General features: G+C 55.5%; 25 protein-coding genes. 9 read left to right on the plus strand and 16 right to left on the minus strand.

What is annotated here, in order from left to right; translation table 11 throughout:
• Nucleotides 1-74 precede the first annotated feature (74 nt).
• Nucleotides 75-599: an NlpC/P60 family protein gene (locus ACN0VL_RS00005; protein ID WP_417613864.1), complete on the minus strand. Its 525-nt coding sequence runs from the start codon at nucleotides 597-599 to the stop codon at nucleotides 75-77.
• Between the two features lie 101 nt (nucleotides 600-700).
• Between ACN0VL_RS00005 and ACN0VL_RS00010 the strand changes: the two genes are divergently transcribed.
• Together ACN0VL_RS00010 and ACN0VL_RS00015 are read left to right on the plus strand one after the other, a co-directional pair.
• A complete protein-coding gene (locus ACN0VL_RS00010) occupies nucleotides 701-1,435 on the plus strand; it encodes a 4'-phosphopantetheinyl transferase family protein (protein ID WP_417613866.1) in 735 nt (244 codons plus the stop codon).
• A 56-nt stretch (nucleotides 1,436-1,491) separates the two neighbouring features.
• Nucleotides 1,492-2,328 carry a tetratricopeptide repeat protein gene (locus tag ACN0VL_RS00015; protein ID WP_417613868.1) on the plus strand — a complete coding sequence of 279 codons (837 nt, stop codon included), beginning with the start codon at nucleotides 1,492-1,494 and terminating at the stop codon, nucleotides 2,326-2,328.
• A 78-nt stretch (nucleotides 2,329-2,406) separates the two neighbouring features.
• Here ACN0VL_RS00015 and ACN0VL_RS00020 read toward each other — a convergent pair whose 3' ends face one another.
• From ACN0VL_RS00020 to ACN0VL_RS00030, 3 genes are read right to left on the minus strand one after another with little or no spacing between them, the layout of a single operon-like run.
• Nucleotides 2,407-3,744 carry a sodium-dependent transporter gene (locus ACN0VL_RS00020; protein ID WP_417613870.1) on the minus strand — a complete coding sequence of 446 codons (1,338 nt, stop codon included), beginning with the start codon at nucleotides 3,742-3,744 and terminating at the stop codon, nucleotides 2,407-2,409.
• Nucleotides 3,745-3,789: 45 nt separating this feature from the next.
• Nucleotides 3,790-4,860, minus strand: a complete 1,071-nt coding sequence (locus ACN0VL_RS00025) for an AI-2E family transporter (RefSeq protein ID WP_417613872.1) — start codon at nucleotides 4,858-4,860, stop codon at nucleotides 3,790-3,792.
• 12 nt (nucleotides 4,861-4,872) lie between these two features.
• Complete coding sequence (locus ACN0VL_RS00030) at nucleotides 4,873-5,094, minus strand: sulfurtransferase TusA family protein (protein WP_417613874.1); 222 nt, start codon at nucleotides 5,092-5,094, stop codon at nucleotides 4,873-4,875.
• A 120-nt stretch (nucleotides 5,095-5,214) separates the two neighbouring features.
• Here ACN0VL_RS00030 and ACN0VL_RS00035 point away from each other — a divergent pair, with 120 nt between their 5' ends.
• A complete protein-coding gene (locus ACN0VL_RS00035) occupies nucleotides 5,215-6,657 on the plus strand; it encodes a M48 family metalloprotease (protein WP_417613876.1) in 1,443 nt (480 codons plus the stop codon).
• A gap of 506 nt (nucleotides 6,658-7,163) precedes the next feature.
• Here ACN0VL_RS00035 and ACN0VL_RS00040 read toward each other — a convergent pair.
• Nucleotides 7,164-7,637 (minus strand): TlpA family protein disulfide reductase, encoded by a 474-nt coding sequence (locus ACN0VL_RS00040; protein WP_417613878.1) that lies wholly within the window; start codon nucleotides 7,635-7,637, stop codon nucleotides 7,164-7,166.
• A 92-nt stretch (nucleotides 7,638-7,729) separates the two neighbouring features.
• On the opposite strand from ACN0VL_RS00040, the gene arsC reads away from it, so the two are divergent.
• Nucleotides 7,730-8,077: an arsenate reductase (glutaredoxin) gene (gene arsC / locus ACN0VL_RS00045; protein ID WP_417613880.1), complete on the plus strand. Its 348-nt coding sequence runs from the start codon at nucleotides 7,730-7,732 to the stop codon at nucleotides 8,075-8,077.
• Nucleotides 8,077-8,460: a DUF2069 domain-containing protein gene (locus ACN0VL_RS00050; protein WP_417613882.1), complete on the plus strand. Its 384-nt coding sequence runs from the start codon at nucleotides 8,077-8,079 to the stop codon at nucleotides 8,458-8,460. The genes arsC and ACN0VL_RS00050 overlap by 1 nt, the downstream gene beginning before the upstream one ends.
• 110 nt (nucleotides 8,461-8,570) lie before the next feature.
• Here the strand turns inward: ACN0VL_RS00050 and ACN0VL_RS00055 are convergent, their stop codons facing one another.
• From ACN0VL_RS00055 to ACN0VL_RS00070, 4 genes are all read right to left on the minus strand, one after another.
• A complete protein-coding gene (locus ACN0VL_RS00055) occupies nucleotides 8,571-9,260 on the minus strand; it encodes an ABC transporter permease (protein ID WP_417613884.1) in 690 nt (229 codons plus the stop codon).
• 3 nt (nucleotides 9,261-9,263) lie between these two features.
• Nucleotides 9,264-10,004, minus strand: coding sequence for an ABC transporter permease (locus tag ACN0VL_RS00060; protein WP_417613886.1), 741 nt, complete (start codon nucleotides 10,002-10,004; stop codon nucleotides 9,264-9,266).
• A 48-nt stretch (nucleotides 10,005-10,052) separates the two neighbouring features.
• Entirely contained in the window at nucleotides 10,053-10,829 is a 777-nt protein-coding gene (locus tag ACN0VL_RS00065; protein ID WP_417613888.1) for an ABC transporter substrate-binding protein, read from the minus strand.
• Nucleotides 10,830-10,918: 89 nt separating this feature from the next.
• Entirely contained in the window at nucleotides 10,919-11,686 is a 768-nt protein-coding gene (locus ACN0VL_RS00070; protein WP_417613890.1) for an ABC transporter ATP-binding protein, read from the minus strand.
• Nucleotides 11,687-12,066: 380 nt separating this feature from the next.
• Here ACN0VL_RS00070 and ACN0VL_RS00075 point away from each other — a divergent pair, with 380 nt between their 5' ends.
• Complete coding sequence (locus tag ACN0VL_RS00075; RefSeq protein ID WP_417613892.1) at nucleotides 12,067-12,972, plus strand: lysine exporter LysO family protein; 906 nt, start codon at nucleotides 12,067-12,069, stop codon at nucleotides 12,970-12,972.
• A 128-nt stretch (nucleotides 12,973-13,100) separates the two neighbouring features.
• The gene (gene asd, locus ACN0VL_RS00080) at nucleotides 13,101-14,204 is read left to right on the plus strand and encodes an aspartate-semialdehyde dehydrogenase (protein ID WP_417614311.1); all 1,104 of its coding nucleotides are present in this window, start codon (nucleotides 13,101-13,103) and stop codon (nucleotides 14,202-14,204) included.
• Nucleotides 14,205-14,293: 89 nt separating this feature from the next.
• Here the strand turns inward: asd and ACN0VL_RS00085 are convergent, their stop codons facing one another.
• On the minus strand, nucleotides 14,294-15,427 hold the full coding sequence (locus ACN0VL_RS00085) for a GGDEF domain-containing protein (RefSeq protein WP_417613894.1): 1,134 nt from the start codon (nucleotides 15,425-15,427) through the stop codon (nucleotides 14,294-14,296).
• Between the two features lie 433 nt (nucleotides 15,428-15,860).
• Here ACN0VL_RS00085 and ycaO point away from each other — a divergent pair, with 433 nt between their 5' ends.
• On the plus strand, nucleotides 15,861-17,618 hold the full coding sequence (gene ycaO, locus ACN0VL_RS00090; protein ID WP_417613896.1) for a 30S ribosomal protein S12 methylthiotransferase accessory factor YcaO: 1,758 nt from the start codon (nucleotides 15,861-15,863) through the stop codon (nucleotides 17,616-17,618).
• Between the two features lie 113 nt (nucleotides 17,619-17,731).
• Here ycaO and ACN0VL_RS00095 read toward each other — a convergent pair whose 3' ends face one another.
• The 4 genes from ACN0VL_RS00095 to ACN0VL_RS00110 all read right to left on the minus strand — a co-directional run bounded on the left by ACN0VL_RS00095 (nucleotide 17,732) and on the right by ACN0VL_RS00110 (nucleotide 21,260).
• The gene (locus ACN0VL_RS00095; RefSeq protein WP_417613898.1) at nucleotides 17,732-18,466 is read right to left on the minus strand and encodes a DsbA family protein; all 735 of its coding nucleotides are present in this window, start codon (nucleotides 18,464-18,466) and stop codon (nucleotides 17,732-17,734) included.
• Between the two features lie 70 nt (nucleotides 18,467-18,536).
• Nucleotides 18,537-19,160, minus strand: coding sequence for an energy-coupling factor ABC transporter permease (locus tag ACN0VL_RS00100; RefSeq protein ID WP_417613900.1), 624 nt, complete (start codon nucleotides 19,158-19,160; stop codon nucleotides 18,537-18,539).
• Between the two features lie 10 nt (nucleotides 19,161-19,170).
• Nucleotides 19,171-19,929 (minus strand): DUF3108 domain-containing protein, encoded by a 759-nt coding sequence (locus tag ACN0VL_RS00105; RefSeq protein ID WP_417613902.1) that lies wholly within the window; start codon nucleotides 19,927-19,929, stop codon nucleotides 19,171-19,173.
• Nucleotides 19,926-21,260, minus strand: a complete 1,335-nt coding sequence (locus ACN0VL_RS00110) for an MFS transporter (RefSeq protein WP_417613904.1) — start codon at nucleotides 21,258-21,260, stop codon at nucleotides 19,926-19,928. The genes ACN0VL_RS00105 and ACN0VL_RS00110 overlap by 4 nt, the downstream gene beginning before the upstream one ends.
• A gap of 132 nt (nucleotides 21,261-21,392) precedes the next feature.
• Here ACN0VL_RS00110 and ACN0VL_RS00115 point away from each other — a divergent pair, with 132 nt between their 5' ends.
• Nucleotides 21,393-22,025 (plus strand): response regulator, encoded by a 633-nt coding sequence (locus ACN0VL_RS00115; RefSeq protein WP_417613906.1) that lies wholly within the window; start codon nucleotides 21,393-21,395, stop codon nucleotides 22,023-22,025.
• An 87-nt stretch (nucleotides 22,026-22,112) separates the two neighbouring features.
• On the opposite strand, the gene ACN0VL_RS00120 is transcribed toward ACN0VL_RS00115, so the two are convergent.
• Nucleotides 22,113-25,595 (minus strand): NahK/ErcS family hybrid sensor histidine kinase/response regulator, encoded by a 3,483-nt coding sequence (locus ACN0VL_RS00120; protein WP_417614312.1) that lies wholly within the window; start codon nucleotides 25,593-25,595, stop codon nucleotides 22,113-22,115.
• Entirely contained in the window at nucleotides 25,592-26,743 is a 1,152-nt protein-coding gene (locus ACN0VL_RS00125) for a 3-phenylpropionate MFS transporter (protein WP_417613908.1), read from the minus strand. The genes ACN0VL_RS00120 and ACN0VL_RS00125 overlap by 4 nt, the downstream gene beginning before the upstream one ends.
• Nucleotides 26,744-26,908: the final 165 nt, after the last annotated feature.

The raw sequence follows: 26,908 nt of genomic DNA on the forward strand, positions 1-26,908 counted from the left end.
CGTGTCGTGGGAGGTGGCTGTGGTGCCTCTGGTATTCAGGTTCAAAGGTGAACAGATCTTTACTGTAATTGGTATTAGTCGTGATCCAGCAGACGACGAGCCTGCCAATAACGGCTGCGCCAATACACATTATCCAGGCGAGAAATGGTCACCCCGACGCTGGACGAGGCGTGCGCAAACTTGCCATCACCTACATAGACACCGTTGTGCCGAGTGCGTCCGGTACGAAAAAAAACCAGGTCGCCGGGCTGCAACTCGTCTTTGGTAATTTTTCGCCCCAGCTCGACCTGTTCATAGGTACTTCTGGGCAGCGACATGTCATAGACTTCCTGGTACAGGGTTCGGGTAAAGGCCGAGCAGTCTATGCCTTCGCTATCGACACCACCAAAGCGATAGGGGACGCCTCGCCAACGTTGAAATGCCTGGTGCAAGCTATGTCTGGAACCAAACGCAGACTTGAGCTTGCTCGGTCCGGTACTGATGCTGTAAGTCAGGGAAGACACCGGCCTTTTGCCTGGCAGCTTTTTTTCAGGTTCCGGCTTGGGAGTACTGCAACCGGCAACCAACAAGAGACTGCCAAGAATTATTACCTTTTTCATAAGAGTAAGGGCAACCAGCTATTAATGGGAATCACAATGAATGGGAATGACTATTAACTGCAAGATAGTAGTGCAAGTCACAGGGGGTTTGCAAAAATAATATGAGTAAAAACAAGGTTATTTTTACCCGTGCACTGATTTGTGATGCCAGTCGCCTGCAGTTGCCTGCCAATGCGCGACTCCTGCTCTCGGCAGCAGAGCAAGATCGCTACGGCAAGATGCAGCACCCGCGTCAGGCCAGGCTGTTTTTGCTGGGCCGCTACCTGTTACGCCAACTACTCGCGACATCCCTGAAACAAGCCCCCGAGCACATCCGGATTCTCATCGATCATAAAGGCAAGCCCGTACTGAACGAGCCGGGCTGGCACTTTAATATCAGTCACAGTGGGGATCTTTTGGCGCTGGCATTCGGTAATCAGGCCCCCCTGGGCATAGATGTGGAAAGCCGCCAGTTATCCGGCGCACAAATCACTCGCCTGGCACGGCGTTACCTGACGACCAATGAGCAACAGTGGCTTGACCAGGGCAACAACACGACGGACGCCTTTCTGCAGTTATGGACCATTAAGGAGGCGGTGCTTAAAGCCCACGGCAGTGGTATTGCCAATAACCTGAGCGCGGTACACTGGCAGCCTCATGATGAGGTGGCGCACTTTGATGATGCCCCATACCAGCTGCATCAATTTAGGCATGCACATAGCCGGCTCACTCTGGCCATCAACAGCGCCACCGGCGTCAGCGTCGATTGCCTCAAGCTGTGCGATTTGCCCTTCGAACTTGAAATTACCGGCTCTCAGCCCAATTTAGATAACAATGCTTTGAATATCACGCTTTAAATAACGCTTTAGTTAACTACGCCATCCATTCATCACCCTGAGCGAGACTCCTTTTTATGATCGTTGACATTAATGTGCAGAACTTTCAACAGGCACTTATTGACGCTTCCATGAGCAAAACCGTGGTGATTTACTTTCACGCCGAGGCCGTGCCCGAATGTCTGGCCATGTCCCCCATAGTGGAAAGACTGATCGGAAGCGACAACCAGCATATCGACCTGGCGCGTGTCGACGTGGCAGACCCTCAACTGCAAAGCCTGGCGTCACAACTGGGGCTGCGCGCGCTGCCGGCCCTGGTCGCCTTCAAGGATGGCCAGCCCGTGGATGTGCTGGAAGGCCCTCAGGATGAAAGCGCCATCTCCCAGTTTTTACAGCCTTATCAGCCCAACGAAGCCGAGCTGTTACTGGATCAGGCCAAGCAGGCGCTGGGCTCGGACCCACAAGCCGCCTATGGTCTGCTGCAACAGGCCCGCGCCCTGGAAGACAGTGCTGCCATACGGCTTTATCTGGCCGAAGCCGCCCTGGCGCTGAACAAGCTGGAAGAAACCAAGCAGCTGCTGGCCACCATTGGCATGGCGGATCAAGACAGCCAATATCAACATATTCTGGCCCGGTTGGAGCTGGCAGAAGAAGCGGCCGACAGCCCCGAGCTGCGCGAGCTGGAGCAGAAGCTGGCGGCAGATCCCGAGTCGTTAACGCTGAAAGAAGAACTGGCCGTGCTGTTGTTTCAATCCGGCCGACAGGAAGAAGCCCTGCAGTTGCTGGTAGAGATATTACAAAAAGACCTCGCCTTTGGAGAGGCCAGAAAGCACTTCTTGGACATGCTGACCACAATGGGCGCCGATCCGGTCGCCTCCCGCTACCGTCGCAAGCTGTACAGTATGCTGTATTGATTGAGTGTGAGGGGGAAGGCGTAAAGTCTGAGGGGATTTCCCCTCACGACTCACTCTTTCCCCCTCATCTTGTACAGATCACCAGCTGGTGGCGATGACCAGAATAACCAGTAGTGGGCAAACGATGCGCACATACCAGGGCCAGATCCGCCAGAAGGTACTGGTTGCCAACTCGGGAGAGCCCTGCACCAGCTCTTCAAACAGCTTGGCTCGTCCCCACATCCAGCCCCCCAGCAACACAATCCCCAGGCCAACCAGAGGCTGTATTTGCTGTGTCGACAGACGAATGACAAAGCCAAACAGGCTGCCAAAGTTCAGACAGATAATGACACTCACCAACGCCAGCACGCCGCCCAGCAGCCAGGTCATGAACGGACGCGACATCTTGAAGCGCTCTGTACTGTAGGACACCGGCACTTCCAGCATGGAAATAGACGAGGTTAACGCCGCTATGCCCATCAATACGAAGAACACCAGCGCCATCATCAACCCTATGGGCCCCATAGTGTCAAACAAGGCCGGCAACACCACAAACACCAGGGTGTCGGAGCTGAGCAGGCTACCGTCGTCGGCATAAATAGAGACGCCGTTCTTCATGGCCACAAACATGGCGGGCAAGATCACCAGACCGGCCAAAAAGGCGACTCCGGTATCCAGCAGGGTGATTTGCAAGGCAGTGCGGGGAATATTCTCCTGCTTGTTCAGGTAAGAGCCATACATCAGCATGGAGCAGCCACCTATGGTCAGCGAGAAAAATGCCTGCCCCATGGCGCTGATCAGCAGGCCGGGTTCCAATACCTTGCTGAAATCAGGCACCAGATAATGCTTAAGCCCGGTAAAGGCACCGTCCTGAGTCAGAATATAAAAGAACAACAACAGGAACAGCACGAACAAGGCCGGCATCAGTCGTGCCGACCAGCGCTCTATGCCCTTTCGTACCCCGGCCTGTACCACCAATATGGTCAGCAGGTAAAACACCAGGGTGCCCACTATGTTACGGGCCAGACCAAAGTCCTGCAGCCAGCTGGTGGCTTGTTCCCAGCCCAGTATGCGGGTAATGGCCGCCGCCAGAAAGGCCAGTAGCCAGCCTGCCACTATGGCATAGAAAGACAGCACCAGACTGGGCACCAGCATGCCGACATAACCGACCAGGGTCGCCATGGCTTTTTGCAGCGGATTGCGGGCCAGCTTGCGCACCGAGTCCACCGGGTTGGCCTGGCCAAAACGACCGATGGCCACTTCCATCACCAGCATGGGAAAGCCCAGCAGCATCACCAGCAGCAGGTAGGCGAGCAAGAAGGCGCCGCCGCCATTACTGGCTGCCTGAGTAGGAAATCCCCAAATGTTGCCCAGGCCTACGGCGGCACCGGCGGCCGCCATGATAAAGCCGAAGCGCGAGCCGAAATGTTCTCTCACTGTGATTACGTCCTTCTGTCTTTGTATTAATGGTGGTTTGCTGGCCTACTCGCCGAGCAAGGGCGGTCCGTCCTGTTTGGGCCAGGCATTCACCACCGCCTTGACCAGAGTCGCGAGCGGAATGGCAAAAAATACCCCCCAAAATCCCCATAAGCCCCCAAACAACAGCACCGCCATAATAATGGCGATGGGATGCAGGTTGACCGCCTCGGAAAACAGTATGGGTACCAGTACGTTGCCATCCAGCGCCTGAATGATGCCGTACACTACAATCAGGTAGAAAAAGGGCGGCGTAAAGCCCCATTGAAATAGCCCGACCATGGCCACCGGCACGGTTGCCGCCGCCGCGCCTATATAGGGGATTAGTACGGAAAACCCTACCAGCACCGAGAGCAGTACGGGATAACGCAAGCCCAGCAACATGAAGGTGAGGTAGCTGACCCCGCCCACGATCAGGATTTCAATCACCTTGCCACGCACATAATTGGCGATTTGTACGTTCATCTCTCGCCATACCCGCGAGACCAGCTCGCGGTTGCGCGGTAAAAAGCGATTGGTGCTGTTCATCAGCTGGCGCTTGTCTTTCAGCATGAAGAACACCAGCACCGACACCAGGATCAGATAGACCAGCATCACGGCGGCATTGGTCAGCGAGCTGAGCGAGACGCTCAGAATGGCATCCGCCGACCCCAGCAAGCGAGCACGCAGATCGTCGAGCACACTTTGCACCAGAGTCACGTTGACCAGCTCGGGGTACTCCTCGGGCAGCGTCAGCAGCAGCTCCTGGCTACGGCTGATCATGGCGGGGATTTCCCGCGCCAGGTTGGCCATTTGCGACAGGAAAGTCGGCACTATGCTGATCAATGACAGCACCACCAGAATGGCGAACAATAGCTGCACCACAGCCGCCGCCAGCACTCGCCCCAACCCCAGTCGCTCCAGCCGGGTGACCGGCCAGTCCAGCAGATAGGCGATCACGACGGCGGCAAAAAACGGGGCCAGTATCTGGCCCAGAAAGTACACCACCACAAAGCCAAACAGCAGGCTTAAAAACAGCGCAACGGCACCGGGGTCGCTAAACCGCTGCCGATACCAGTGCTTGATCACATCCAGCATGCAAAAAGTTCCTTATGGTGCCTTGGTAATAATGAGTGTCAGCATACTGGGCTCTTCGCTAACGACCGTTACCGAATGACCCATACGCAAAAGATAGGCGGGAATGTCCTGTCGTGACCCCGCATCGGTAATGAATAACCGTAATTGTTGTCCGCCCTGTGCCGCTTTAAGCCACAGTTTGACCTTCAACAAGGGCAAGGGACAGCGCCAGGCACTGGCATCCAGTGTTTGCACGGCACCTCCGCTAAAAAATGAAAGGCATTATCCCTTTGTTGTGGCCACCAAACAATGCTTGTTACCCCTAATAGGGGCAGGTATTCTGCTATAAGCGCATTACAAGACAAGGTAATTAGAATGAAGCTGCATGCCACCAGCTTGGCACTGGTGTTTTCCTTGCTGATGACGACACAACTTGAGGCCGCCAACAGTCTGCCCGATATCGGCACTGCCGGCGTCACCGCCATGTCGATAGAGCGAGAGGCCCGCTTTGGCCAGGCATTTACCCGCTTCGCCCGTGCCAATCAACCGGTGATCAATGACCCCGTGCTCAACGAGTATGTCACCGATCTCGGTCTGAAGTTACTGTCCCAGGCCGACTCGGTACGCTTTCCGTTTCGGTTTCTGTTGATTAACGACGACAGCATTAATGCCAGCGCCTTTTTGGGGGGCGTGGTGCAGCTGCATACCGGATTGTTTTTATACGCGGACAACGAAAGCGAGCTGGCGTCTGTTATTGCCCACGAGATCACGCACGTGACCCAACGCCATATCGCCCGCTATCTGGAGTCGCAATCACGCAGTACACCGCTGACCGTCGCCGGCCTGGTAGGTTCGGTGGCACTGGCGGTCGTTAACCCTCAGGCAGGCATGGCGGCCTTGCAGACCACCCTTGGCCTGAAGATGCAGTCGGCCATCAACTACACCCGGGATAATGAATTTGAAGCGGACCGCATCGGGCTGCGTCTGCTCCATAATGCGGGGTTTGATCCCGAGGCCATGGCCGGCTTTTTTCAAAAACTGGCCGATAAATATCAATTCGCCAGCACACCGCCTCCCATGCTGCTCACTCACCCCCTGCCCACCAGCCGCATTGCCGAGGCGCGCAGTCGAGCCCGGGACTACCCTAAACAACACTACCCCGAGAGCCTGGACTTTCAGTTTGCCAAGGCCAGAGTCATGGTGCGCTTTCAACAAGGCAGTGCCAGCGAGCTGCAGCGTTTTTTTGAACAGCAAGCCACGCAGGGTGATGGCTGGCAGACCGATGCCGCTCGTTACGGTCAGGCCCTGGCACTGTTAAAAGTCAATAACCACCAACAAGCCCGGCCCATACTCGAGGGACTGGCGGGTAAGCATGCCAATAACATTTTTATTCTGGATGCACTGACCGATCTCGATAATGCACAAGAGCGCTATGATGCCGCTATCGCTCGTTTACAGGCCGCCCAAAAACACAGACCCGATAATCAAGTGGTCACGATCAACCTTGCCGACAGCTTGCTGCAGGCCGGTCGACACCCGCAAGCCGCCACCCTGCTCGATAACTACCTGCGCCGTCACCCGGAAAACCTCCTGGCCTGGGAGCTGATTGCCCAGGCTTATCGCCCTCTCAGCGACGAGTCGGCGTTTCGCCAGGCCCAGGCAGAAGTGGCCGCCTTGAAAGGCCGTTACGATCTGGCCGTCGACCAGATGGAGATTGCCGCCAACCTGTCGAAAGACAGCATGCAACGCGCCCGCCTCGGCGCCCGTCTGGAGCAGCTGCGCCAGCAGCAAAAAGAATGGGAAGCATTGAGGAACTAGCGAAAACAAAGCGAGAAGCCGTCAGCTTTAAGCGGTAAGAAAAACCAAAACCAGCTCCATCGTTGGGTCAACGACTCATCTCAAACAAGTCGCCCCAACGAAACCACCAACGCTATGAGCTCGGTGGTTACTTCCAGCTGATAGCCTGTCTCTTAGTCACGACTATTTATTGATATTAGTGTGGCTTGTCAGGCAGAGGGCACTACTCCTCCGACACGCCGTAAACCCATCCATGGGGGCTCAAACCGCGCCATCCTTGGCGCGGATGGTCGGTTGAGCAGACACCCTCTGCCTTCCCGCCAGGAGCGGAGTTGTCAGTCAGTGGTGCTCACCGAAGACTCGGGGCCTAGGAAGAGGCGGCTGGGATAGCCTCTGCCGACCATCACATGACAGGGATGTCATGTGTTTGAGCGATACATGGAAGTACTTGAGCGTGTCGGAGGAGGCTACCCAGCCTCCTCTGTACATTAATTCACCGGCTAGTGACTAAAAGACAGGCTGATAGCTTAAAGCTGGTGGCTGGTCTTCTCCCAATAGGCTGCCTGCCAGCGGGCCAGGTCTTCCGGCTTGAGCTCTCCTTGATGGCTGTCTACCAGCTTGCCGTCAGGGTTCAGCACCATGGTGGTTGGCAGCGCACTGGGGGTACCAAAGGGCCAGTCACCTTCAAGCTGCATCGCGATGGGCATGGTCATCTGGTAACGCGTGGCCAGGCTTTGCAGCTCGGTCCCGGACAGCTTGTCAAAGCTGACGGCCAGCACGGCGGGCCCATCGCCTTGCTGCAACTCATTCAGCAAGGGCATTTCTCGCAGGCAAGGAGCGCACCACTCGGCAAAGTAATTCACTACCAGCCACTGCCCCCGATAATCGCTTAACTGTTGCTGCTCTCCGTCTGCCAGCGTCAGGCTGGCCTTGTCACCGCACCCGACCAGGGACAACAGCAACGCACACATTATTAAAAACCCGCTTCCAAGCTTTTTCATATCCTGTACCCTCTGCATTCACTTTTATACAATCATCTACGTTATCATCTACCGCTGGCACCATACCGGCCATATCGCCACAGGAGTTTAGAATGAGCCTATGTATCTATCATAATCCTCGTTGTTCCAAAAGCCGAGAAACCCTTGCGCTGCTGGAGCAGCAAGGACTCACCCCAGAGGTTATCAAATATCTCGACACCCCACCCGATGCCGAACAGATCGGCAAGCTGCTGGATCTGCTGGGTATGAACTCGGCCCGCCAGCTGATGCGGACCAAAGAAGCCATCTACACAGAATTGGGGTTGGCCGAGGTGCAGGATGAGCAGGCCCTGATTGCCGCCATGGTGGAACACCCCAAGCTGATCGAGCGCCCGATTGTGGTTAACGGCCAGCAGGCCGCCCTGGGCCGTCCTCCCGAGCAAGTGCTGGATATCTTGTAATGACGACGCAACTGGCACGTTTGCTGGCCTTGACGGGTTATTTTGGCCTGATGCTGTGGGTTATTTTATGGCATGCATTTATCTCGCCCTCCCCCCACCTTAGCGTCACCTTCATGCTGTTCATGTGGCTGCCCTGGCTGTTGATCCCCATGAAAGGCATGCTTAAAGGGAACCCTTATACGCACGCCTGGGCCGTGTATATGCTGATGCCGTACTTTTTACACTCGGCAACGCTACTCTGGGTAGACGAAGGCGAGCGTTGGCTGGCCGCCGTTGAGCTGCTGCTGGCCAGCACCATGTTTATCGGCAACATGTATTACGCCAAACTGCGTGGCCGCGAGCTGGGCCTGAGCATTCGCAAGAAGAAAAAAGCTGATAACTAAGCGTTAATCGCTGTACGTTACACGCCGTACGCAAATCATAAACCAAGCCTGCTGCAGGCTTGGTTTTTTTATTAACTTACGGCGTATGGCGTAACGCTGACCGCGGCTCTTTACGTTCTGGGTTGCAGGTGTCGAGACCAGCGGTTTTCCAGCCGTCGAAAACCCCATACCAGCAAGAAGGTAAGGCACATGTACAGCAGCCCCGCCGCCAGAAAGGCTTCAAAGGGCGAATAGTAGCGGGAGTTCACGATACGAGCGGCACCGGTCAAGTCCACTATGGTAATCACCCCCGCCACCGCCGAGCCATGCAGCATGAAGATCACTTCGTTACTGTAGGCGGGCAAGGCACGGCGAAAAGAGTTGGGCAGGATAATGCGGCGCAGTGTGGTCAGGCGACTCATGCCATAAGCATAGGCGGCTTCTATTTGTCCTTCGGGCATGGCATTAATGGCACCACGAATGATCTCGGCGGTGTAGGCACTGGTATTCAAGGTAAACGCCAGAATGGCACAGAACCAGGCCTGACTGAACAATTCCCAGGCGGCAGACTCTCGCAGCCACTGCCACTGCCCGGCGCCATAGTAAATAAGAAACAGCTGAATCAGTAACGGTGTGCCACGAAAAAAGTAGATATACGCCCAGGCCGGCCCCTTGAGTAACCAGTTGCTGCTGTTGCGAAAAATACCCAGCGGCACCGCAATCAACAAGCCGATGAACAGCGAAGCTGCGACCAGCCATACTGTGGTGTAAAAGCCCTGCCAATAGACAGGCCACTCGTTTGCGATAATTGTAAAATCCATAGCTTATCTCGCCGCAATTGCGTAATGACGCTCGGCCCACTTCAACAGTGAGGTCGATATGGTAGTAAACAGCAGAAAGATAACCGCCACCGCCATATAAAACGTGAAGGGCAGCTGAGTGGCACCGGCAGCCAGCGACGCCTTACGCACCATATCGTCCAGCCCTATGATGGACACCAAAGCAGTAGTCTTGAGCAACACCAGCCAGTTGTTCCCCAGCCCCGGCAGTGCATGACGCATCATCTGCGGAAACAAAATACGACGCAGCACCAGCATGTTGCTCATGCCATAGGCTCGAGCCGCCTCCAGCTCCCCCTTGTCGACCGCCAGTATGGCGCCGCGAAAGGTTTCTGTCATATAGGCACCAAAAATAAAGCCTATGGTCAGAATACCGGCAATAAAGGGGCTGATCTCGATATAATCGGGCACATAGCTCACCCACTCATGGGCGGGGTTATCGGCGCCCAGCCAGGCATTCAGCTTTTCATTAACGGAATAGAGCGAGTTATTGAGTAATACCTGCCCGCCAAAGAAGATCAGCATCATCAACACCAGGTCGGGGATGCCGCGAATAACGGTGGTGTAGCCGGTGGCCAGCCAGCGGGCAGGTTTGAATGAAGAAAGTTTGGCGAGTGCTCCCAGCAAGCCCAGGGTGAGCGCCAACAAGAGCGAAAATAACGCCACTTGTATGGTCAGCCCGGCTCCTTCAAGCAAAGAGCTTTCGTATCCTTGCAGATCCAGCATAACGACTTCCTATCTTGTCGGCCCCGTTACGGGGCCGACTTATGCAGCTTAACCGCCGTAAACGTCGTATTCAAAATACTTGCTGTTCACGGCCTCATATTTGCCGTTGTCACGCAAGGCTTCAATGGCCTTGTTCAGCTTGTTCTTCAGGTCTTGATCCTGCTTGCGCACCGCAATGCCAAAGCCTTCGCCAAACCATTTTTCATCGGTGACCGAAGGCCCCACAAATTCAAACTGGTCGCCCCCGTCTTTATTCAGCAGGCCTTCTTCAATGGCCGTTGCATCCAGAAAGACATAATCAACACGACCGGCCTTTAAATCCAGGTAGGCTTCATCGGCGGTGCCATAACGCACCAGATTGACGTCTTTACCAAAGTTATCGGTCAGGTACTTGTCGTGCGTGGTGGCTATTTGCACGCCGACACGCTTGCCCTTGAGACCGGCTTCGCTTAAATCCAGCTCTGTGCCTTTTTTGGCCACAAACTTGTTGGGCACCAGGGCATATTTACCGGTGAAATCAACGGTACGCTTGCGCTCTTCGGTAATCGACATGGCCGCAATAATGGCGTCGTACTTGCGCGCCAACAGGGCAGGAATAATGCCGTCCCAGTCTTGTGCAACCAGTTCGCACTTCACTGCCATCTGTTCACACAAGGCGTTGGCCATATCGACGTCGAAGCCTTGCAGCTCGCCATTTTCATCGGTCCAGGAAAAGGGAGGATAGGCTCCCTCTATACCAAAACGTACCGTTTCCCAATCCTTTGCCTGCGCGGCTCCTGCCGCCAGGCTCGCCATAATGGCACCGGCAACTAACAGTTTCTTCATGCCTTACTCCTTGTGTTACACCTGATGTAGATCCGTTTATCACCCTTCATCATATCGATGATGTGTTCTTGCCAACGTCTCAATCTCGCTTAATAGACTGTCGAGATAAATTGTTTAAATCGTTCCGAGCTCGGGTTGGCAAATACCTGCTTGGGATCCCCCTGCTCTTCTACCACGCCCTGGTGCAAAAACATCAACTTGTTGGACACCTCTTTGGCAAAGCTCATTTCATGCGTCACCACCAGCATGGTGCGGCCTTCTTCGGCCAGGCTGCGCATCACCCCCAGCACTTCGCCTACCAGCTCGGGATCCAGCGCCGAAGTGGGCTCATCAAACAGCATGACTTCCGGGTCTACTGCCAGTGCCCGGGCAATAGCGGCCCGTTGCTGCTGCCCACCCGACAAATGATTGGGGTAATATTCTCGCCGCTCATACAGCCCCACTTTATGCAGCAGCGCCTCGGCCTTTTCAATCGCCTCTTTTTTCGGCACTTTCAATACGTGGATGGGTACTTCGATGATGTTCTCTAATATAGTCATGTGGGACCATAAATTGAAACTTTGAAATACCATCGCCAGGCGGGAGCGAATGCGTTCAACCTGGCGCATGCTGACGGGCTCGCGTTCACCATGCTTGCCGGTGCGCATTTCGATCAGCTCGCCATGCAGGCGCACCTCACCGGCGGAGGGGGTTTCCAGCAGGTTGATACAGCGTAAAAAGGTAGACTTACCGGAGCCGGAAGAACCGATAATAGAAATAACATCGCCATTCAGGGCCGTTAAATCGATGCCTTTCAGCACTTCGAGAGTGCCATAGTGTTTATGCAGGCCCGACACTTCCAGGGCAGCTTTACTCATCCATTAGATCCTTGTTCCACTGCCGACAAGACGGCATAGCGACCATTACAGTTAACAAACTGTTAACCACACCGAAAGCTAACATCTGTTTCGCGTAATAACAACATAATCCCCTGCACAAACGCGAGAACGTTGGTTTTTCGTACAACACAAAAACCCATCCACAGCATAATATTATGCATTAATAGCGAATAATTTTTCATCACCTCATGGTACTTACGCTGCTGCTATCTGATGACGGTTGGTCTAGATGACCGATGACCGACGAGGCAATATCGCATATTTTTCGTCTTTTGTTTCTAATGAGGCTCACGTATCCTGTTTACTAATGGAATATGGCGGTTAACAGCCTGCCACACCGACTTATTGGAAGATAATATATGTATTCCGGCTTACTGATCGTTTTACTGCCCCTGGCGCTGGGCTATTGCATTCCCTGCCGTTCGCAGTCGATTTTGCATTTACTGAATGTGCTGGTGGCACGCATGGTGTATCTGATCCTGTTTTTAATGGGGATCAGTCTGGCCTTCGTTGATGATTTAGCCAACCATCTGGGCACTATCTTTACCGTCAGCCTCGTCTTTCTGGCCTGCATCACTGTGGCCAACCTGGCCGGCCTCTGGCTGCTGGATGTACGCCGGGGCCGGTTAACCGGCGAACGGGGGGCGCCCGCCATCAGCAAGTGGACGCTGTTGCTCGACTCGGTGTGGTTGTGCCTGGTGATTCTGGGCGGCGTTGCCGTCGGGTTCTTTCTCGACCCCGAGTGGTTTGCCGTCGACACCCTGAGCGAATGGGCCCTGATGCTGCTGTTATTGTTAATCGGCATTCAGCTGCGTAACTCCGGCATGCGGCTGAAGCAGATATTGCTGAACCCATGGGGGCTGTCCATCGCCCTGGTGGTGCTGGTCAGCTCCTGGTTCGGTGGCCTGGCCGGCGCCTTGATACTCGACATGCCGCTCAGCCATGGGCTGGCCTTTTCCTCTGGGTATGGCTGGTATTCGCTGTCCGGCATTCTGATCAGCGATCAACTGGGTCCGGTCTTGGGCAGTGCCGCCTTTATCAACGATCTGGCACGTGAGCTGGTCGCCATCATGATGATTCCGGCTCTCATGCGCCGTCACCCCTCCTGTGCCGTGGGTTACGGCGGCGCTACCGCCATGGATTTTACGCTACCGGTATTGCAACGTTCCGGGGGGGTCGTCGTCGTGCCCGTGGCCATCGTATCCGGCTTTATACTCAGCCTGGCGGCACCGGTATTCATGCTTGGCTTTCTCTCGCTGGGCTAGGGTCTGGTTGGAGCTGGAGTCGCCTGTTTTACGGCAATTTACCCTTTAAGTCTTGCACCTGAGCGCCCAATCAGTATTGTAAACAGGGTATTTTGGTTTATTTACTTCCAAAGGAAGGATATTTAATGATGAAAACTGTAGGTCTGGTCGGTTGGCGCGGTATGGTTGGCTCGGTATTAATGAGCCGCATGGTAGAAGAAGGCGATTTCTCCCGTATTAAACCGGTCTTTTTTACCACCTCTCAGGCAGGCCAGCCTGCTCCCGACTTTGGCACCAACGCCGGTACCCTGCAGAACGCCTTCGACATAGAGGCGCTTAAAGAGCTGGATGTGGTGCTGACTTGTCAGGGCGGCGACTACACCAAAGAAGTGTACCCCAAGCTGCGTGCCGCCGGCTGGAACGGCTACTGGATCGACGCCGCCTCTGCCCTGCGCATGGATGACGAAGCCCTGATCGTGCTGGACCCGGTTAACGGCACACAGATCCGTGAAGCCCTGGACCAGGGTGCCAAGACCTTTGTTGGCGGTAACTGCACCGTGAGCCTGATGCTGATGGCGCTAGGCGGCTTGTTTGAAAAAGATCTGGTTGAATGGGTCGCCGTGTCGACTTATCAAGCGGCCTCCGGCGGCGGCGCCCGCCACATGCGTGAGCTGATCACTCAAATGGGTATCTTGCGTGATGAAGTGGCGACTGAGCTGGCCGATCCCGCCTCGGCCATTCTTGAGCTGGAGCGCAAGGTGACCGAGAAAACCCGCAGCGGTAGCTTGCCCGCCGATAACTTTGGTGTCCCTCTGGCCGGCAGCCTGATCCCCTGGATTGACTCCCAGCTGGAAAATGGCCAGAGCCGCGAAGAATGGAAAGGTCAGGCCGAGACCAACAAGATCCTCGGCATTGAACAGGCGATTCCGGTCGACGGACTCTGTGTGCGCGTGGGTGCGCTGCGCTGCCATAGCCAGTCGTTCACCATCAAGCTGAAAGAAGACATTTCTATCCCCGAGGTAGAAAAGCTGCTGGCCAGCCACAACGACTGGGTCAAGGTGATCCCCAACGATCGTCAGCTGTCGATGGAAGAGCTGACGCCGGCCGCCGTCACCGGCACGCTGAGCATCCCCGTTGGTCGTTTACGCAAGCTGAACATGGGTCCACAATACCTGTCTGCCTTCTCGGTAGGCGATCAGCTACTGTGGGGGGCCGCCGAGCCACTGCGCCGCATGCTGCACCTGCTGCCCTAGGCCTGACGCTGTAATGCCCAGACAAAAGCCCGCCATATTGGCGGGCTTTTCTGTCATAGCCAGCTTGCAATCGAGAGACATAAAAACGGTCAGGCCTGCACCTTTTGTATGCTGGCAAGATGTAATCCTCCGGAGACCACCTTGTTTCGCCCGGTGTTTTTGGCGTGATACAGTCGCTCATCGGCCAACTTGACTGCCGCCTCGAACGTGGAAATATCGTTGAAAGTAGCAAGGCCCGCACTGAAGGTCACCGAGATCACTGCGTCATCATAATCAAAAGCAACTTGCTCAAACTCATCTTTTATCTTGTTCATCAGTGCCTTGGATGAATCCAGGCTGATGTCGTAAAAGATGATCAAAAACTCTTCTCCCCCCCAGCGAACCGTCAGGTCGCCACCTTTTACATTATTTTTCAATAACTTTGATAGCCGGCTCAATACCAGGTCGCCAAAATCATGACCAAAGCTGTCATTTACCTGTTTAAAGCCATCTATGTCCAGAATAGCCATCACGGCCTGCTTGCCAGCCTTCTTTTTCAATGCGCTCATCAAACCATTTCGATTCAGCAACCCGGTCAAGGGGTCGATGCTGGCAAGGTATCTATGGTTTTCCGAAGTCTTGGATATGACATTATAAGAGCCAATCCGGATCCATTCACTGGTGAGTATCAAGACATAGAGTGCGATAGAGGAGGCGATGATTCGAACAAACTCGGCACTTGAATAATCATATACAAACGGAAATGGCCCCTGAATAAAGACCGCACTCACCAGCAAGTAAAGCCCCATATAAATACTGCCGACCTTGGGGCCCGCCAGTATGACCATCAGCATGGATAACGAATAGGTCCAGTACACCCCGGAACCATCAGCCCCTCCGCTCAACAATAAATACCAGGTTAACAAGAGCAGGGTAGAAGAAAGAAAGAGGCTGGCTGGCCGTGTATCAGTGGCTTTTTTTATGATAAAGCTCATCGCCAAGACAATAACGACAAATAAAAAAAGCACAATAAACAAGGTTATTCGGCCCTGCACAAGAGAAACGGCACCGAAAATACTTAAAAACAGCGTACCAATTGCAGAGAAGGCAAGCACCAGCGTCCGCTTGCGCTCGTTTTCTATTTCGTCCGGTGATTTTCCAACTATCAAGACGTATCCCTCTAAGTGTAACGGCACATCCCGCAGCAAAACGACGACACCAGCAGTATGTTTATCAACTGACATCGATACGCGGGAATCCCCTTCTGAATGCGCATCCAATCCATGGCATGCCGCATTAACGCCCAAGGCTCGGGCAAGCTAGCTGTTTACTTCAGACCTGCCGCCAACGTTACACTAAAGCAGCACCTGAGTTTCAGTATAGGATGCGATAATTGCAAAAAGAAAGTCCCGACAAAAAATCAAAGCGACATGCCCGGTCACATCAACAGCAGAAATGATACCGGTGTCTCAACGTTAACCGGTTGTTGTTCGGGCCTGCTTAACAGATGCCTACAGGGGCGATTGACCTCGCAAGATGATTTTTCAGTCGTTCTTCAAAAAAGTTTAGTCATAAAATGTCCACCGCCCCTGACTTTTTCGTCTGAAACAAGGCTTGTTCACAAAATCGCCTCGGGGTAGGATCTGCCCCCTTTTGCCGAACACACCCGAGGCCCTCATGAAAACATTCATTCCCAGCAAAGATGCTGCGCTGGAAGATTCCATCAGCTTTTTTCAACAACAACTCATCAAGCTGGGGTTTGATATCGAGGAAGCCTCCTGGCTGAATCCGGTCCCCAACGTCTGGTCGGTGCACATTCGTGACAAGAGCTGTCCGCTGTGCTTTACCAACGGCAAGGGCGCCAGCAAAAAAGCGGCATTGGCATCGGCGCTGGGCGAATATTTTGAACGTCTGGCCACCAACTATTTCTTCGCCGACTTCTATCTGGGCCAAGCCATCGCCGAGGGTGACTTCGTGCATTACCCTAACGAAAAGTGGTTTCCACTGCCGGCCGACAACAGCCTGCCCACCGGTATGCTCGACGACTATACCCGCGGCTTCTACAACCCGGACGACGAACTGACCGCCGACATGCTGATCGATATGCAATCGGGCAATGATACGCGCGGCATCTGCGCCCTGCCCTTCGAGCGTCAGGGGGACCAGCAGACCGTTTACATTCCGATGAACATAGTGGGCAACCTCTATGTGTCCAACGGCATGAGCGCCGGTAATACCCGTACCGAAGCGCGTACTCAGGGCTTGTCGGAAGTCTTCGAGCGCCACATCAAGAACCGCATCATCAGCGAGCGTATCAGCCTGCCGACCATTCCCGCCGAGGTGATGGCTCGCTACCCGCATATTCAGGAGCCGATAGCCGCCCTGGAAGCACAAGGCTTCCCTGTTCATGCCTTCGATGCCTCCCTGGGCGGCGAATACCCGGTGATCTGCGTGGTGCTGTTCAACCCGAGCAACAGCACCTGCTTCGCCTCCTTCGGCGCTCACCCACGCTTTGAAGTGGCACTGGAGCGGACCGTCACCGAGCTGCTGCAGGGTCGCAGTCTGAAAGATCTGGACGTGTTCGTGCCCCCTTCCTTCGAAGATGACGAAGTGGCCGATCACCACAACCTGGAAACCCACTTCATCGACTCCTCGGGCCTGATCAGCTGGGACTTGTTCAAGGAGCAGGCCGACTACGAGTTTGCCGACTGGGACTTCAGCGGCAGCTCGGAGCAGGAGTTCAAGCACCTGATGGCGATTTTCAACCAGCTGGAGCAGCCGGTGTACATCGCCGACTATGAACACCTGGGCGTCTATGCCTGCCGTATTCTGGCCCCCGGCATGTCGGATATTTATCCGGTAGAAGATCTGACGATGGCCAACAACAACATGGGCGCCCATTTGCGCGCGATTTTGTTAAGCCTGCCTGGCTCGGATGCGAATGCCGAACAGCTAATGGGCTTGTACGAGCTGTTGGAAGAAGAAGGCCTGGATGACTTTACCCGTATCCGCGAGCTGCTTGGTATCGCCTCCAGCAAAGGCACCGCCTGGCACACCCTGAGAGTGGGTGAGTTGAAGTGTATGCTGGCACTGGCCGCCGGAGAGTTAGAGTTGGCACTGGAATATGCCGACTGGACCTTAAGCTTTAATGCATCGGTATTCAGCGATGAACGCCACCGTTATTACCGCTGCCTGAAAGCCGCCCTGGAGTTGCACCTGAGTGAAAATCGCGACCCCAGCCAGTACAAGGCCGCCTTTAGCAGCATGTTTGGTAGCGATACGGTGGCACAGGTGTGGGCACAGATTGAAGGCAGTGCACGTTTTCATGGTTTAACACTGGCCGATGAAAGCCTGGCTGACTTCCCTGCCCATCAGGCGTTGCTGGCCACCTACGAGAAGCTGCAAAACGCCAAGCGCGCCGCCAGCTGGAAGTAAAAACAGTGACTGGTGACCAGTCATAACATCGGTTGGTAAAACAACAAGACCCCGGCTTATGGCCGGGGTCTTTGTTTGTCCTGTCTCAATTCCTGTTCAATAGAACCCGGGCATCAAGACTTCTGCTTTTGCAGCACATCCTTTAACGCGGCCACATCGACGGCGCCGGGGATCAGGGTACCGTCGGGGAAGACCAGTGCAGGAGTACCGTTCAGACCCAGGCTGCGGAACAGGCTCAGGTTCTGGTTCAGTTTGTCAGACACCTGCTTGCTTTCGGCCGCTTTCAACAAGGCCTTTCCATCCAGCCCCGCCTTGTCGGTTATGGTCGCCAGGGCGGCGGTTTTGACTCTTTGCTGACTCATCAGGGCCTGGTGCAGCTCTTCATATTGCCGCGGTGCTTCCTGGGCTGTCGCCAGGGCCAGGCGCGCCGCCTGTACCGAGTCGGGACCCAGTATGCCGATATCCTTGACGATCACCTTCAGCTCGGGCTCTTCTTTGATCAGGGTTTGCAGCGTTTTGTTCATCCGGTGGCAATAAGGGCAGTTATAGTCGGTGAAATACACCATTTCTATCTTGCCGTTAGGGTTACCCATGATGCCGTCGGTTTTATTGGCAAACAGCTGTGCCGATTGCTGCTTTAACTGCTTGGAAAACTCCGCCTGCTGAGCCAGCTGGTCTTTTTCTTCCAGCTTGATAATGGCTTCACGCAAGATTTCGGGCTGTTCCAGCAGGGTTTCCCGTACCAGCTTTTTGACTTCGTCCGCAGTCATTTCTGCCTGGACAGGCGTAGCAGAAAACAGACCCAGGGCCAGTATGGGTGCCAGTGTATTCAATAATTTAGGCTTCATCAGCTTCTCACATCAGATCAGATTATCGGGGGCAGCCTAACAGACCGGGTAACGCATCAGAAGACCCGCCTCACTTATTAATTAAATAATCGCGATCCCGATAAGTGCGCATCCAATGGGGCTTGAACACGACCAGTACGGTAATCGCCATGCCGTTGAGCAGCGCTTCCGGGAACAACAGCAGGGGCAACACGCTCAGGTAGTTATCCAGTACCGTTTGCCAGCTATATTGGTCAGACCATACCATAAATCCAGAATAAGCGATGGTTTTCACTGCGATGGTCAGTGCCGCATTAAAGAAGCCGGCGACGAAGATATAGACGAACAGATGCCGGTACAGATAGCTGTAGGTCAGCAGAAACAGCAAATAGCTGAACGACAGGGGCACTATTACCCCCAGCAGCAGATTCACGCCAAAATCTGGCCAGGATTCAAAACCGAACAGGGTGATCAGCAGCAGGCTCAGGGTGCTCATCAGCACCCCCATTCGCCAGCCCAGCATCAATGCCAGCGTGGTCAGGCCGAGAAAGTGCACCTCCAGCCCTTCCTTGACCCCGGCCTGCAGCATCCACAACGGCACCAGGGCAATGGCGGCGCCAAAACTCAAATGCTGGCTTGTTTTATCTGCCAGCCAGGGTCGCCAGTCAAACTTCCAGGCGGCGAGCAGCACCAGCAGCAGGCTCAATAAAATCAAGGTTCACTCCTCACCGGTTGGATGGGAGCTGCCCGGTTTGCTGCGTTGTCTGATGCTCGGCCAGCGTTGTCGGCTCGTCCACCAGCGTATAACTCAGCTTGTCCAGGGTCACGGTTACTGAAAGCTGGCGGTTTTCGTCATGGCTGATTTGCACCAGCTGATAGTCCAGCTCAGGGGCGACCCAGAATCGCGTTCTGCGTTTGCTGTTGCCGCGATCACGCTCCACAATCAGGCTCTCGAAACTACCGATACCGGTGTTGACGACTTCTTTGCCGACCACGTTAAAGGTGACCTTTTTGATCTCGTCATCCCGTACCACCGGGTAGGTAAAGCTGGTTTTTCCGGCCATGAGATCGCAACGCGCCTCAAAGAAAAAACTCACCGAGTCGAAGGCGCCGTCTTTCGTCGACAGCAGGGTATCCCCCTCTTTACCCTGATACAGCACCATTTGGGTTTTGGCATCAAACACCAACCGCTCTTCTCGCCGAACCCCCAAAGCCTTGGCCTTGTAACTGAAGGTTTCGGGCACGGCGGTGCAGTCTTTCCAGGTAAAACTGGCTTTTTGCTCCACATCCAGTAACCAGTGTGCCAAAGAAAAATGCACATGATAGCGGTCTTTGTTGCGATCGATATTCAGGATATTGACGCCCCGGGTTTTATCGCCGTTGAGCAACACACTGAACTCGGCCCGCAGATGATCGATATCCTGGGCTGAAGTCGCCCCTGCGACCATGAGAGCACCCAGTGCCCATACGATTCTTTTCATCATCTGCTTTCCTCAATTGTCTGTACCTGAACATTCGGCAATGTCTGGGCCAACCATACACCAAGCATCCCCAGTAAAGAAAATACCAGAATCACCACCAGGTTGGATAACAATGCCAATAGCATACTCAAAGCTCCCACCATCAGCAGCAACAACCCCATCAAGGTATTGCTGACTGCGACATAATCGGTCCGCCGGTTACCGCCGGCCAAATCAACCAGATAGGTTTTTCGCCCGACGCGCACTCCCGCATGCGCCAGGCTGAGAATAAAGATCATCACGGGAAAATAGCCAAGCCAGGGTGTTCCCGACCACCAGCCGAGGTGCAGCCATACTGCGCCTCCCAGCACGGAAGCCAGCGCCGCCGCCCACTGCATCACCCGGCGTGCAGAATGATCCGCCATCCGTCCCCATACCCAACTGCTGATAAACTGGGCCAATCCCTGAGCAATAACCAGCCATCCCAGTGTTTGCATGCTGGTGTCACTTTCTCGCGCCAGCAATACATAATAAGGCATGACCAGGGAGGTCGATAATAACAGGGTTCTCACCATGATAAAGCGAGCGAAATTCGCGTCTTCTCGCACCAGCTTGATGTTTGACCAGGCCTGGCTCCACCCATTTTCGCCCTCGTCAGTGGTGCCGGCTTCTTCTGTAATGCTCCAGTAACACAGCATACCCAGCCCCCACACCAGGGCCGCCGCCAACATAATCATCGCGTAGCCCCACAGTGCGATATCATTCAGGCTGCTAAGCAGTAAACCAAACAACAGACCAATGCCGCCGGCCCAGCTAGCGCCTGCTCCCGTCACCTTTCCTCGTTCACGCTTGGGAACGGTTTTCCCCAGCACATCCTTGGCCGCAATAGAGCATAACCCCCGAGACAAGCTCATGATGCCCAGTAACAGGAGTAGCAAGATGCCAGCCAGCCAACCCGTGCTGATTAACGCCACCACCGCCATCAATACCAGACAAGCGGCTTGCAGCCCTGCGCCCCACATCCAAGCGACTTTGCGCTGTGCTAACCGCTTGACGTAAGCTCCCAACACGATTTGCGGCAACATGGAGCCACTTTCGCGTATCGGTACCAACCAGCCAATAATCCACACCGGAGCACCTACGGCTTGCAGCAACCAGGGCAAAACAGTTTTAGCACTGGTCATCAGTTCGGCGAGTGCACTTGCCACCTGAGCGAGAATCAACCTGCGCCGGTTGCCTTTAATGACAATTCCGGCATCATCGGAGCTGCCTTTGCTAAGTCGAGTATCCTCTTTGGGGCTCAACGACTTGTCCTGGCTGGTGAATTGACTCGCATCCGGCTTGCTCAATTTCATACCGCTCCCTTAGAGATCACGAAAATGGCTTTATCTTATTCTCAGGCTGTACCCAAGGCTCTATGATAACAAGGTAAAATATTCCCGCGATTTTTGTTACTTCCCTCACCGACACTAGGATTCAGATACTAAATGGATACGGGCTACCGCATTATTATTGCCGATGACCACCCCTTGTTTCGCAGTGCCTTGCATCAGGCCGTGCAGATGGCAGTATCAGGAGCCGAGTTGCAGGAGGTGGATTGCATCAATAGTCTGATGCAGCTGTTGAGTGAAGCCGAAGACGTAGACCTGCTGCTGCTGGATCTCAAAATGCCCGGCGCCAGCGGTTTTTCTGCCCTGGCGTCACTGCGGCATCAATACCCTCAACTCCCCGTAGTGATGGTGTCAGCCAGCGAAGAGCCCTCCGTCGTCCAACAGGCGATGCGTTTTGGTGCCATGGGCTTTATTCCCAAGTCAGCTCCCATGCCGGTACTGGTCAGTGCACTCAACACCATTCTGGAAGGCGACCCCTGGTTTCCCGAAGGCATCAGCCTGGATCAGGCACCGGAAGATAACATTGCCGAGCGCCTGGCCAGCCTGACGCCCCAGCAGTTCAAGGTGTTAACCATGCTGTCGGAGGGCAAGCTCAACAAGCAAATCGCCTTTGAGCTCAGCGTGTCGGAAGCCACCGTAAAAGCCCATGTCACCGCTATTTTTCGCAAACTCGACGTTAAAAACCGCACCCAGGCGGTAATAGCGCTGTCGCAAACCGGTGAGGGGTGAGGGGTGAGACGTAACACCACATTCTGAAGACTCGATGTGTTACGCCTTACTCCTCACTATTTCTCCCTCACTGGGGTGTCTTTGCCCTTAAACCAGGTGCTGCAACAGCGCGCGTAGCTTGAGTGGCTTGACCGGTTTGCTTAAATAACTTAGCCCCAACTGCTGTAACTGGGCCTGCAGCTCGGGTTGGCGGTCGGCACTGATCACCACGGTCGGCACAGGTTCGAACTCACGGTGCAGCGTCTCTACCAGTGCCACCCCGGTTTCCCCTTCATCCAGATGGTAATCCGACAGTATGATCTGCGGCTCGAAGCCATCACGGTAATGCCGGTTCGCTTCGGTGCCGTTCAGAGCCAGTTTTACCTCGCACCCCCAGCGCGTCAGCAGGCCCGACATGGCGGTGAGTATGTCGGTATCGTTGTCGATGCACAATACTCGCAACCCCGCCAACTGACTGTTGCTGGTGGCCGGTAACGGCGGTGGCGGCGGAGCTTGCTGTTCGGCCTCCAGCTGTGCCCGGGGCACGGTCACGCTGAACACAGAGCCCTTGCCTTCCGTTGAGCGCACCGCCAGCCGGTGGCCCAGCATCACTGCCAGCCCCTGAGCGATGGCCAGCCCCAGACCCAGTCCCTGCTGATGATGACGCTGACCGTGCTCCAGGCGCATGAACTCATCAAAAATCACTTCCTGTTTATCCGGGGCGATGCCGGGGCCGTTGTCCCACACCTCGATACGCACTTCGTCGCCCCGCTCTGCATCACCACAGCGGCGCAAGCCCAGTACAATACGCCCGCCCGGGTTGTAGCGCAGGGCGTTGGTCAGGAAGTTCTGCAGGATCCGACGCAGCAGTCGAGAGTCGCTGTGCACGCCGAGTCGGCTGGCCACCACATCGAAACGGCCTCCGTCCTGTTCGGCCAGCACCCCGAACTCCGCCTTGAGGGTATCGAACAGCTTGTTGAGCGCGAAGTCACCGGGTTTGGCCGTCAGCTTGCCCGACTCCAGCCGCGACATGTCGAGCAGATCGCCGATCAGATCTTCTGCCGCCGCCAGGGAGCGGTCTATGTGTCCGGCCAGTCGACGGCTTTCGTCATCACCCGAGGTTTCCAGCCAGGATGAGGCAAACAGCTTGGCCGCATTGAGTGGTTGCATCAGATCATGGCTCACCGCCGCCAGAAAACGACTTTTGGAGGCACTGACCCTTTCGGCCTCATGGGTCGCCGCCAGCAACTGCCGGTTGACCGCCGACAACTCCCTGGTGCGTTCGGCCACCCGGGCCTCCAGCACCACATTGGCGTCTTTGAGCAACTGCTCCGCCTGGCGGAAGGTGGTGATGTCATTGAAGGTCATCACGAAGCCGCCACCGGGCATGGGGTTGCCCTGCATCTCGATCACCCGGCCATCGGGCCGGGTGCGGGCAGACACATGAGCACTGCCGACTTTCATGTGATTGACCCGGCGGGTCACATGTTCCTCAACGGTGCCGGGCCCGCACAGGCCTCGCTCTGCGTTGTGGCGAATAATATCGGCGATGGGTCGTCCCACCTGGATAAGCCCGGGAGGATAGGCAAACAGTTCGATATAACGCCGGTTCCAGGCCACCAGGTTCAGCTCTTTATCCACCACCGAAATCCCTTGCCCTATGTGCTCTATGGCGCCCTGCAACAGAGCCCGGTTAAAGCGAAACACATCGCCGGCCTCATCGACGATGGCGGCCAGTTCCTCCAGCTCCATGGAGCGCCCCTGCAGCACGGAGGACAACACCAAGCGTGCCGACGAGGCACCGAACACCCCGGCCAGCACCCGCTCGGTATGACGGATCAGGCTGGCCGGCGCCTGCATGCTGCCCTCCAGTGTGCCCTGTTCGCCGGCATAGCGAGAAAAGGCCCGACTGACTCTGGCCTCCCCCACAAAACGGGAAGCCAGTTGCTCCAGCTCCTGTACCGACACCTTGGCGCGGTAAACATCGCCGTCATCCTTGTGCTGGCGCCCGACAAAGGCCGCCGCCTGGAAGCGCTCGCTGACCGAGGGCACCGACAGCCAGGAACCCAGCAGATAACCGGCGAGGTTAAACAGCAGGCTCAGCAAGATCCCCCAGGTGATTGGGCTCATCTCGCCCACGGCGCCCCAGGCCGGTGGCGTCAGCAACCAGAGCAGAAAGTTGGTGTCGGCATCGCCGGCAAACAACCCGGTTTCGGCCATCAGGTTCAGCAGCCACATCACCATGCCCAGACTCAGGCCCCAGTAGGCTCCGCGCCGATTACCGCCACGCCACAGCAACCCCAGAACCAGGGCGGGTACAAACTGGGCGATGGCGGCAAAGCTCAAGTAGCCAATCCGCGACAGGCTGTTGATGTCTCTCAACCACAGAAACACCAGCCAGGAGGTGATCATGATCACGATAATGGCGGTTCGGCGCACCTTGAGCAACAGCTGGGCAAAATCGTCGAAATCGGCGCCCTGCAGCTGGCGGCGTCGCAATATCATGGGCAGCACCAGGTCGTTACTGACCATGATCGCCAGCGCTATGGTGGAGATAATCATCATGCCGGTGGCGGCCGAGGCCCCGCCGATGAAAGCCAGTACCGCCAGCCAGGGCTGATCCAGTGCCAGCGGCAGGCTGATGACATAGGTATCGGGCGACGTATCGGCGGCCAGCCACTGCTGCCCGGCCAGCGCCAGTGGCAGCACGAGCAACCCCATCAATAACAGATAAACAGGAAACAAGCGCCGGGCCCAGCGCAGATCTGCCGGATCATGATGCTCGACCACAGTAACATGGAACTGGCGCGGCAGGCAGATGATGGCGCTCATCGACAGCAGGGTATAGACCCCCATGTCGAGCAGGTTGGCGCCGGTGACGTTCACAAAATTTCCGATAAAGTCTTCTGCCACCAGTACCCTTTGCTGATTGGGGTAAACCAGGATCAGCCAGAGTGCAAAGCCACCCACCACGATAAAGGCCACCAGCTTGACGATAGACTCCACCGCAATGGCCAGCATCACCCCCCGTTGATGTTCGGTGGCATCGATATGACGGGTGCCAAACAGCAGAATAAACACGGTAAACAGCAAGGTGACCATAAAGGCCACCTCGCTGGCGTCCCGGCCTACTCCGCCCACTACCTCCGGCGCCACCAGGCTCAAGCCCATCACTATGGCTTTCAGTTGCAGCGCGATATAGGGCAGGACGCCGACGATGGCGATCAGGGTGACATAGACTGCCAGCCGCTGGGACTTGCCGTAACGAGCGGAAATAAAATCGGCAATGGAGGTAATGTGCTCACGCTTGGCCACGTCGATCAGGCGCGCAATAAAAGGGCCGGCCAGCATGAATACCAGTATCGGCCCGAGGTAAATCGAAAAATAAGACCAGGTGTCGGTACTGGCCTGCCCCACAGTGCCAAAAAAGCTCCAGGAGGAGCAGTAGACCGCCAGCGAAAAACTGTACAGCAAGGGTCGCAAGCGCCCGGCGCGGTAACCCATTCGCACCTTGTCACCCAGCCAGGCACACAGAAACAATACCGCCAAATACGCCAGCGCTATGTAGATAACGGTCCAGCCCTGCATCAGGTCTCCCTTATGTATTCCGTTGTGGTTAAAGAAGTACGCAACAGCCAGCAGGCGGGCAGCATCAACGCCGCCATCAACCAGAAGGTGTAGCCCCCCAGTATCGGATACAGCTGGCCCGACACCACCAGTAACAGCGCCACCATCAGCCCCATGGACAGCGCGGCGTATAACGCCTGGGCGCCAATCACCGCCTCGGGATCCAAGTCCCGACTGATATAGCGCATGGCGCCTAAGTGACTCAGGCAAAAGCTGCCCGCGTGCAGCAACTGCGCCACGGCAAGCCAGCCCAGGTGAGTGGTACTTCCCATCAGCCCCCATCGTATCAATGAACAAACGGCTCCGGCCAGTAACAAGCGCCGCGCCGTCATGGCCTCGAACCATCGTCGGTTCATGGCTAGCACCCCAATTTCGGCCAGCACGCCCAGTCCCCACAAATATCCGATGGTGCTGGTGGCGTATCCTTCCTGCTGCCAGTAGAGGGCGCTAAAGCCATAATAAAAAGCATGACAGCCCTGCAGCAGGCCCACTATCAGCAAAAACCGTTTCATGTTCGGTCGGCGCCACACCTGCAACAGGCTGTCGCCCTGGCGATTGTCATGCTGTTCCACAGGCGCCGGCGTCATGGGCAGCAGGCTCATCAACCACATCAAGGCCAGCGCCAGCACCATGATGTGCAATATCCACTGCTCGCCCCACTGGCTGTTCAGGCTGCCCACCACGATACTGGCGACAATAAAGGCGACTGATCCCCATAGTCTGGCCTTGCCGTAATCCAGGCGGACTTGCACTATCAGTCGACTGGCCAGCGCCTCGTTCAGGGGCATGAGCGAGGGGTAAATCACACTCGTCCCTATCATCAGCACGATCAACGCCAGACTGGACTGATTAAGGTAGAAGGCGGCAAAACCGAGCACACTCAAACAGGCCAGCCAGCGGGCGGCAGGCAATAACTGATGCGCGGTACGAATACAGCCCATCACCAGCAAGTTGCCCACGCAACGAGCCGCCATGCCCATACCGAGCAAAATACCGATAAACTCCGCCTCGGCCCCGACATGGCTGAGCCACAGGGACCAGTAAGGCAGATAAATACCATAACTGAAAAAAAACAGGGCAAACATCGAGGAAAGCCAGACTACAGGCGTCATATCCGTCGCTCGTGATAACAGGTTGAGGTGACATGCATTTATGCATCGTCAGGACGAGAAAACATCCTGTTCAAGCATTTTGCCACGGTTTTCAGCAACGAAGCACATAAAGATGGCGGTAAGGCGTTAGGCGTAAGGCGTAAGGCGTAAGACGTAAGGCGTAAG

It is taken from the genome of Oceanisphaera sp., assembly GCF_048268965.1.
GTDB lineage: Bacteria > Pseudomonadota > Gammaproteobacteria > Enterobacterales > Aeromonadaceae > Oceanimonas.

Excerpts from the sequence above, each read along its gene's own strand:
- ACN0VL_RS00005 (WP_417613864.1), bottom strand. The coding sequence starts at position 599 with ATGAAAAAGGTAATAATTCTTGGCAGTCTCTTGTTGGTTGCCGGTTGC.
- ACN0VL_RS00010 (WP_417613866.1), top strand. The coding sequence starts at position 701 with ATGAGTAAAAACAAGGTTATTTTTACCCGTGCACTGATTTGTGATGCC.
- ACN0VL_RS00015 (WP_417613868.1), top strand. The coding sequence starts at position 1,492 with ATGATCGTTGACATTAATGTGCAGAACTTTCAACAGGCACTTATTGAC.
- ACN0VL_RS00025 (WP_417613872.1), bottom strand. The coding sequence starts at position 4,860 with ATGCTGGATGTGATCAAGCACTGGTATCGGCAGCGGTTTAGCGACCCC.
- ACN0VL_RS00035 (WP_417613876.1), top strand. The coding sequence starts at position 5,215 with ATGAAGCTGCATGCCACCAGCTTGGCACTGGTGTTTTCCTTGCTGATG.
- ACN0VL_RS00040 (WP_417613878.1), bottom strand. The coding sequence starts at position 7,637 with ATGAAAAAGCTTGGAAGCGGGTTTTTAATAATGTGTGCGTTGCTGTTG.
- arsC (WP_417613880.1), top strand. The coding sequence starts at position 7,730 with ATGAGCCTATGTATCTATCATAATCCTCGTTGTTCCAAAAGCCGAGAA.
- ACN0VL_RS00050 (WP_417613882.1), top strand. The coding sequence starts at position 8,077 with ATGACGACGCAACTGGCACGTTTGCTGGCCTTGACGGGTTATTTTGGC.
- ACN0VL_RS00055 (WP_417613884.1), bottom strand. The coding sequence starts at position 9,260 with ATGGATTTTACAATTATCGCAAACGAGTGGCCTGTCTATTGGCAGGGC.
- ACN0VL_RS00060 (WP_417613886.1), bottom strand. The coding sequence starts at position 10,004 with ATGCTGGATCTGCAAGGATACGAAAGCTCTTTGCTTGAAGGAGCCGGG.
- ACN0VL_RS00065 (WP_417613888.1), bottom strand. The coding sequence starts at position 10,829 with ATGAAGAAACTGTTAGTTGCCGGTGCCATTATGGCGAGCCTGGCGGCA.
- ACN0VL_RS00070 (WP_417613890.1), bottom strand. The coding sequence starts at position 11,686 with ATGAGTAAAGCTGCCCTGGAAGTGTCGGGCCTGCATAAACACTATGGC.
- ACN0VL_RS00075 (WP_417613892.1), top strand. The coding sequence starts at position 12,067 with ATGTATTCCGGCTTACTGATCGTTTTACTGCCCCTGGCGCTGGGCTAT.
- asd (WP_417614311.1), top strand. The coding sequence starts at position 13,101 with ATGAAAACTGTAGGTCTGGTCGGTTGGCGCGGTATGGTTGGCTCGGTA.
- ACN0VL_RS00085 (WP_417613894.1), bottom strand. The coding sequence starts at position 15,427 with ATGTCAGTTGATAAACATACTGCTGGTGTCGTCGTTTTGCTGCGGGAT.
- ycaO (WP_417613896.1), top strand. The coding sequence starts at position 15,861 with ATGAAAACATTCATTCCCAGCAAAGATGCTGCGCTGGAAGATTCCATC.
- ACN0VL_RS00095 (WP_417613898.1), bottom strand. The coding sequence starts at position 18,466 with ATGAAGCCTAAATTATTGAATACACTGGCACCCATACTGGCCCTGGGT.
- ACN0VL_RS00105 (WP_417613902.1), bottom strand. The coding sequence starts at position 19,929 with ATGATGAAAAGAATCGTATGGGCACTGGGTGCTCTCATGGTCGCAGGG.
- ACN0VL_RS00110 (WP_417613904.1), bottom strand. The coding sequence starts at position 21,260 with ATGAAATTGAGCAAGCCGGATGCGAGTCAATTCACCAGCCAGGACAAG.
- ACN0VL_RS00115 (WP_417613906.1), top strand. The coding sequence starts at position 21,393 with ATGGATACGGGCTACCGCATTATTATTGCCGATGACCACCCCTTGTTT.
- ACN0VL_RS00125 (WP_417613908.1), bottom strand. The coding sequence starts at position 26,743 with ATGACGCCTGTAGTCTGGCTTTCCTCGATGTTTGCCCTGTTTTTTTTC.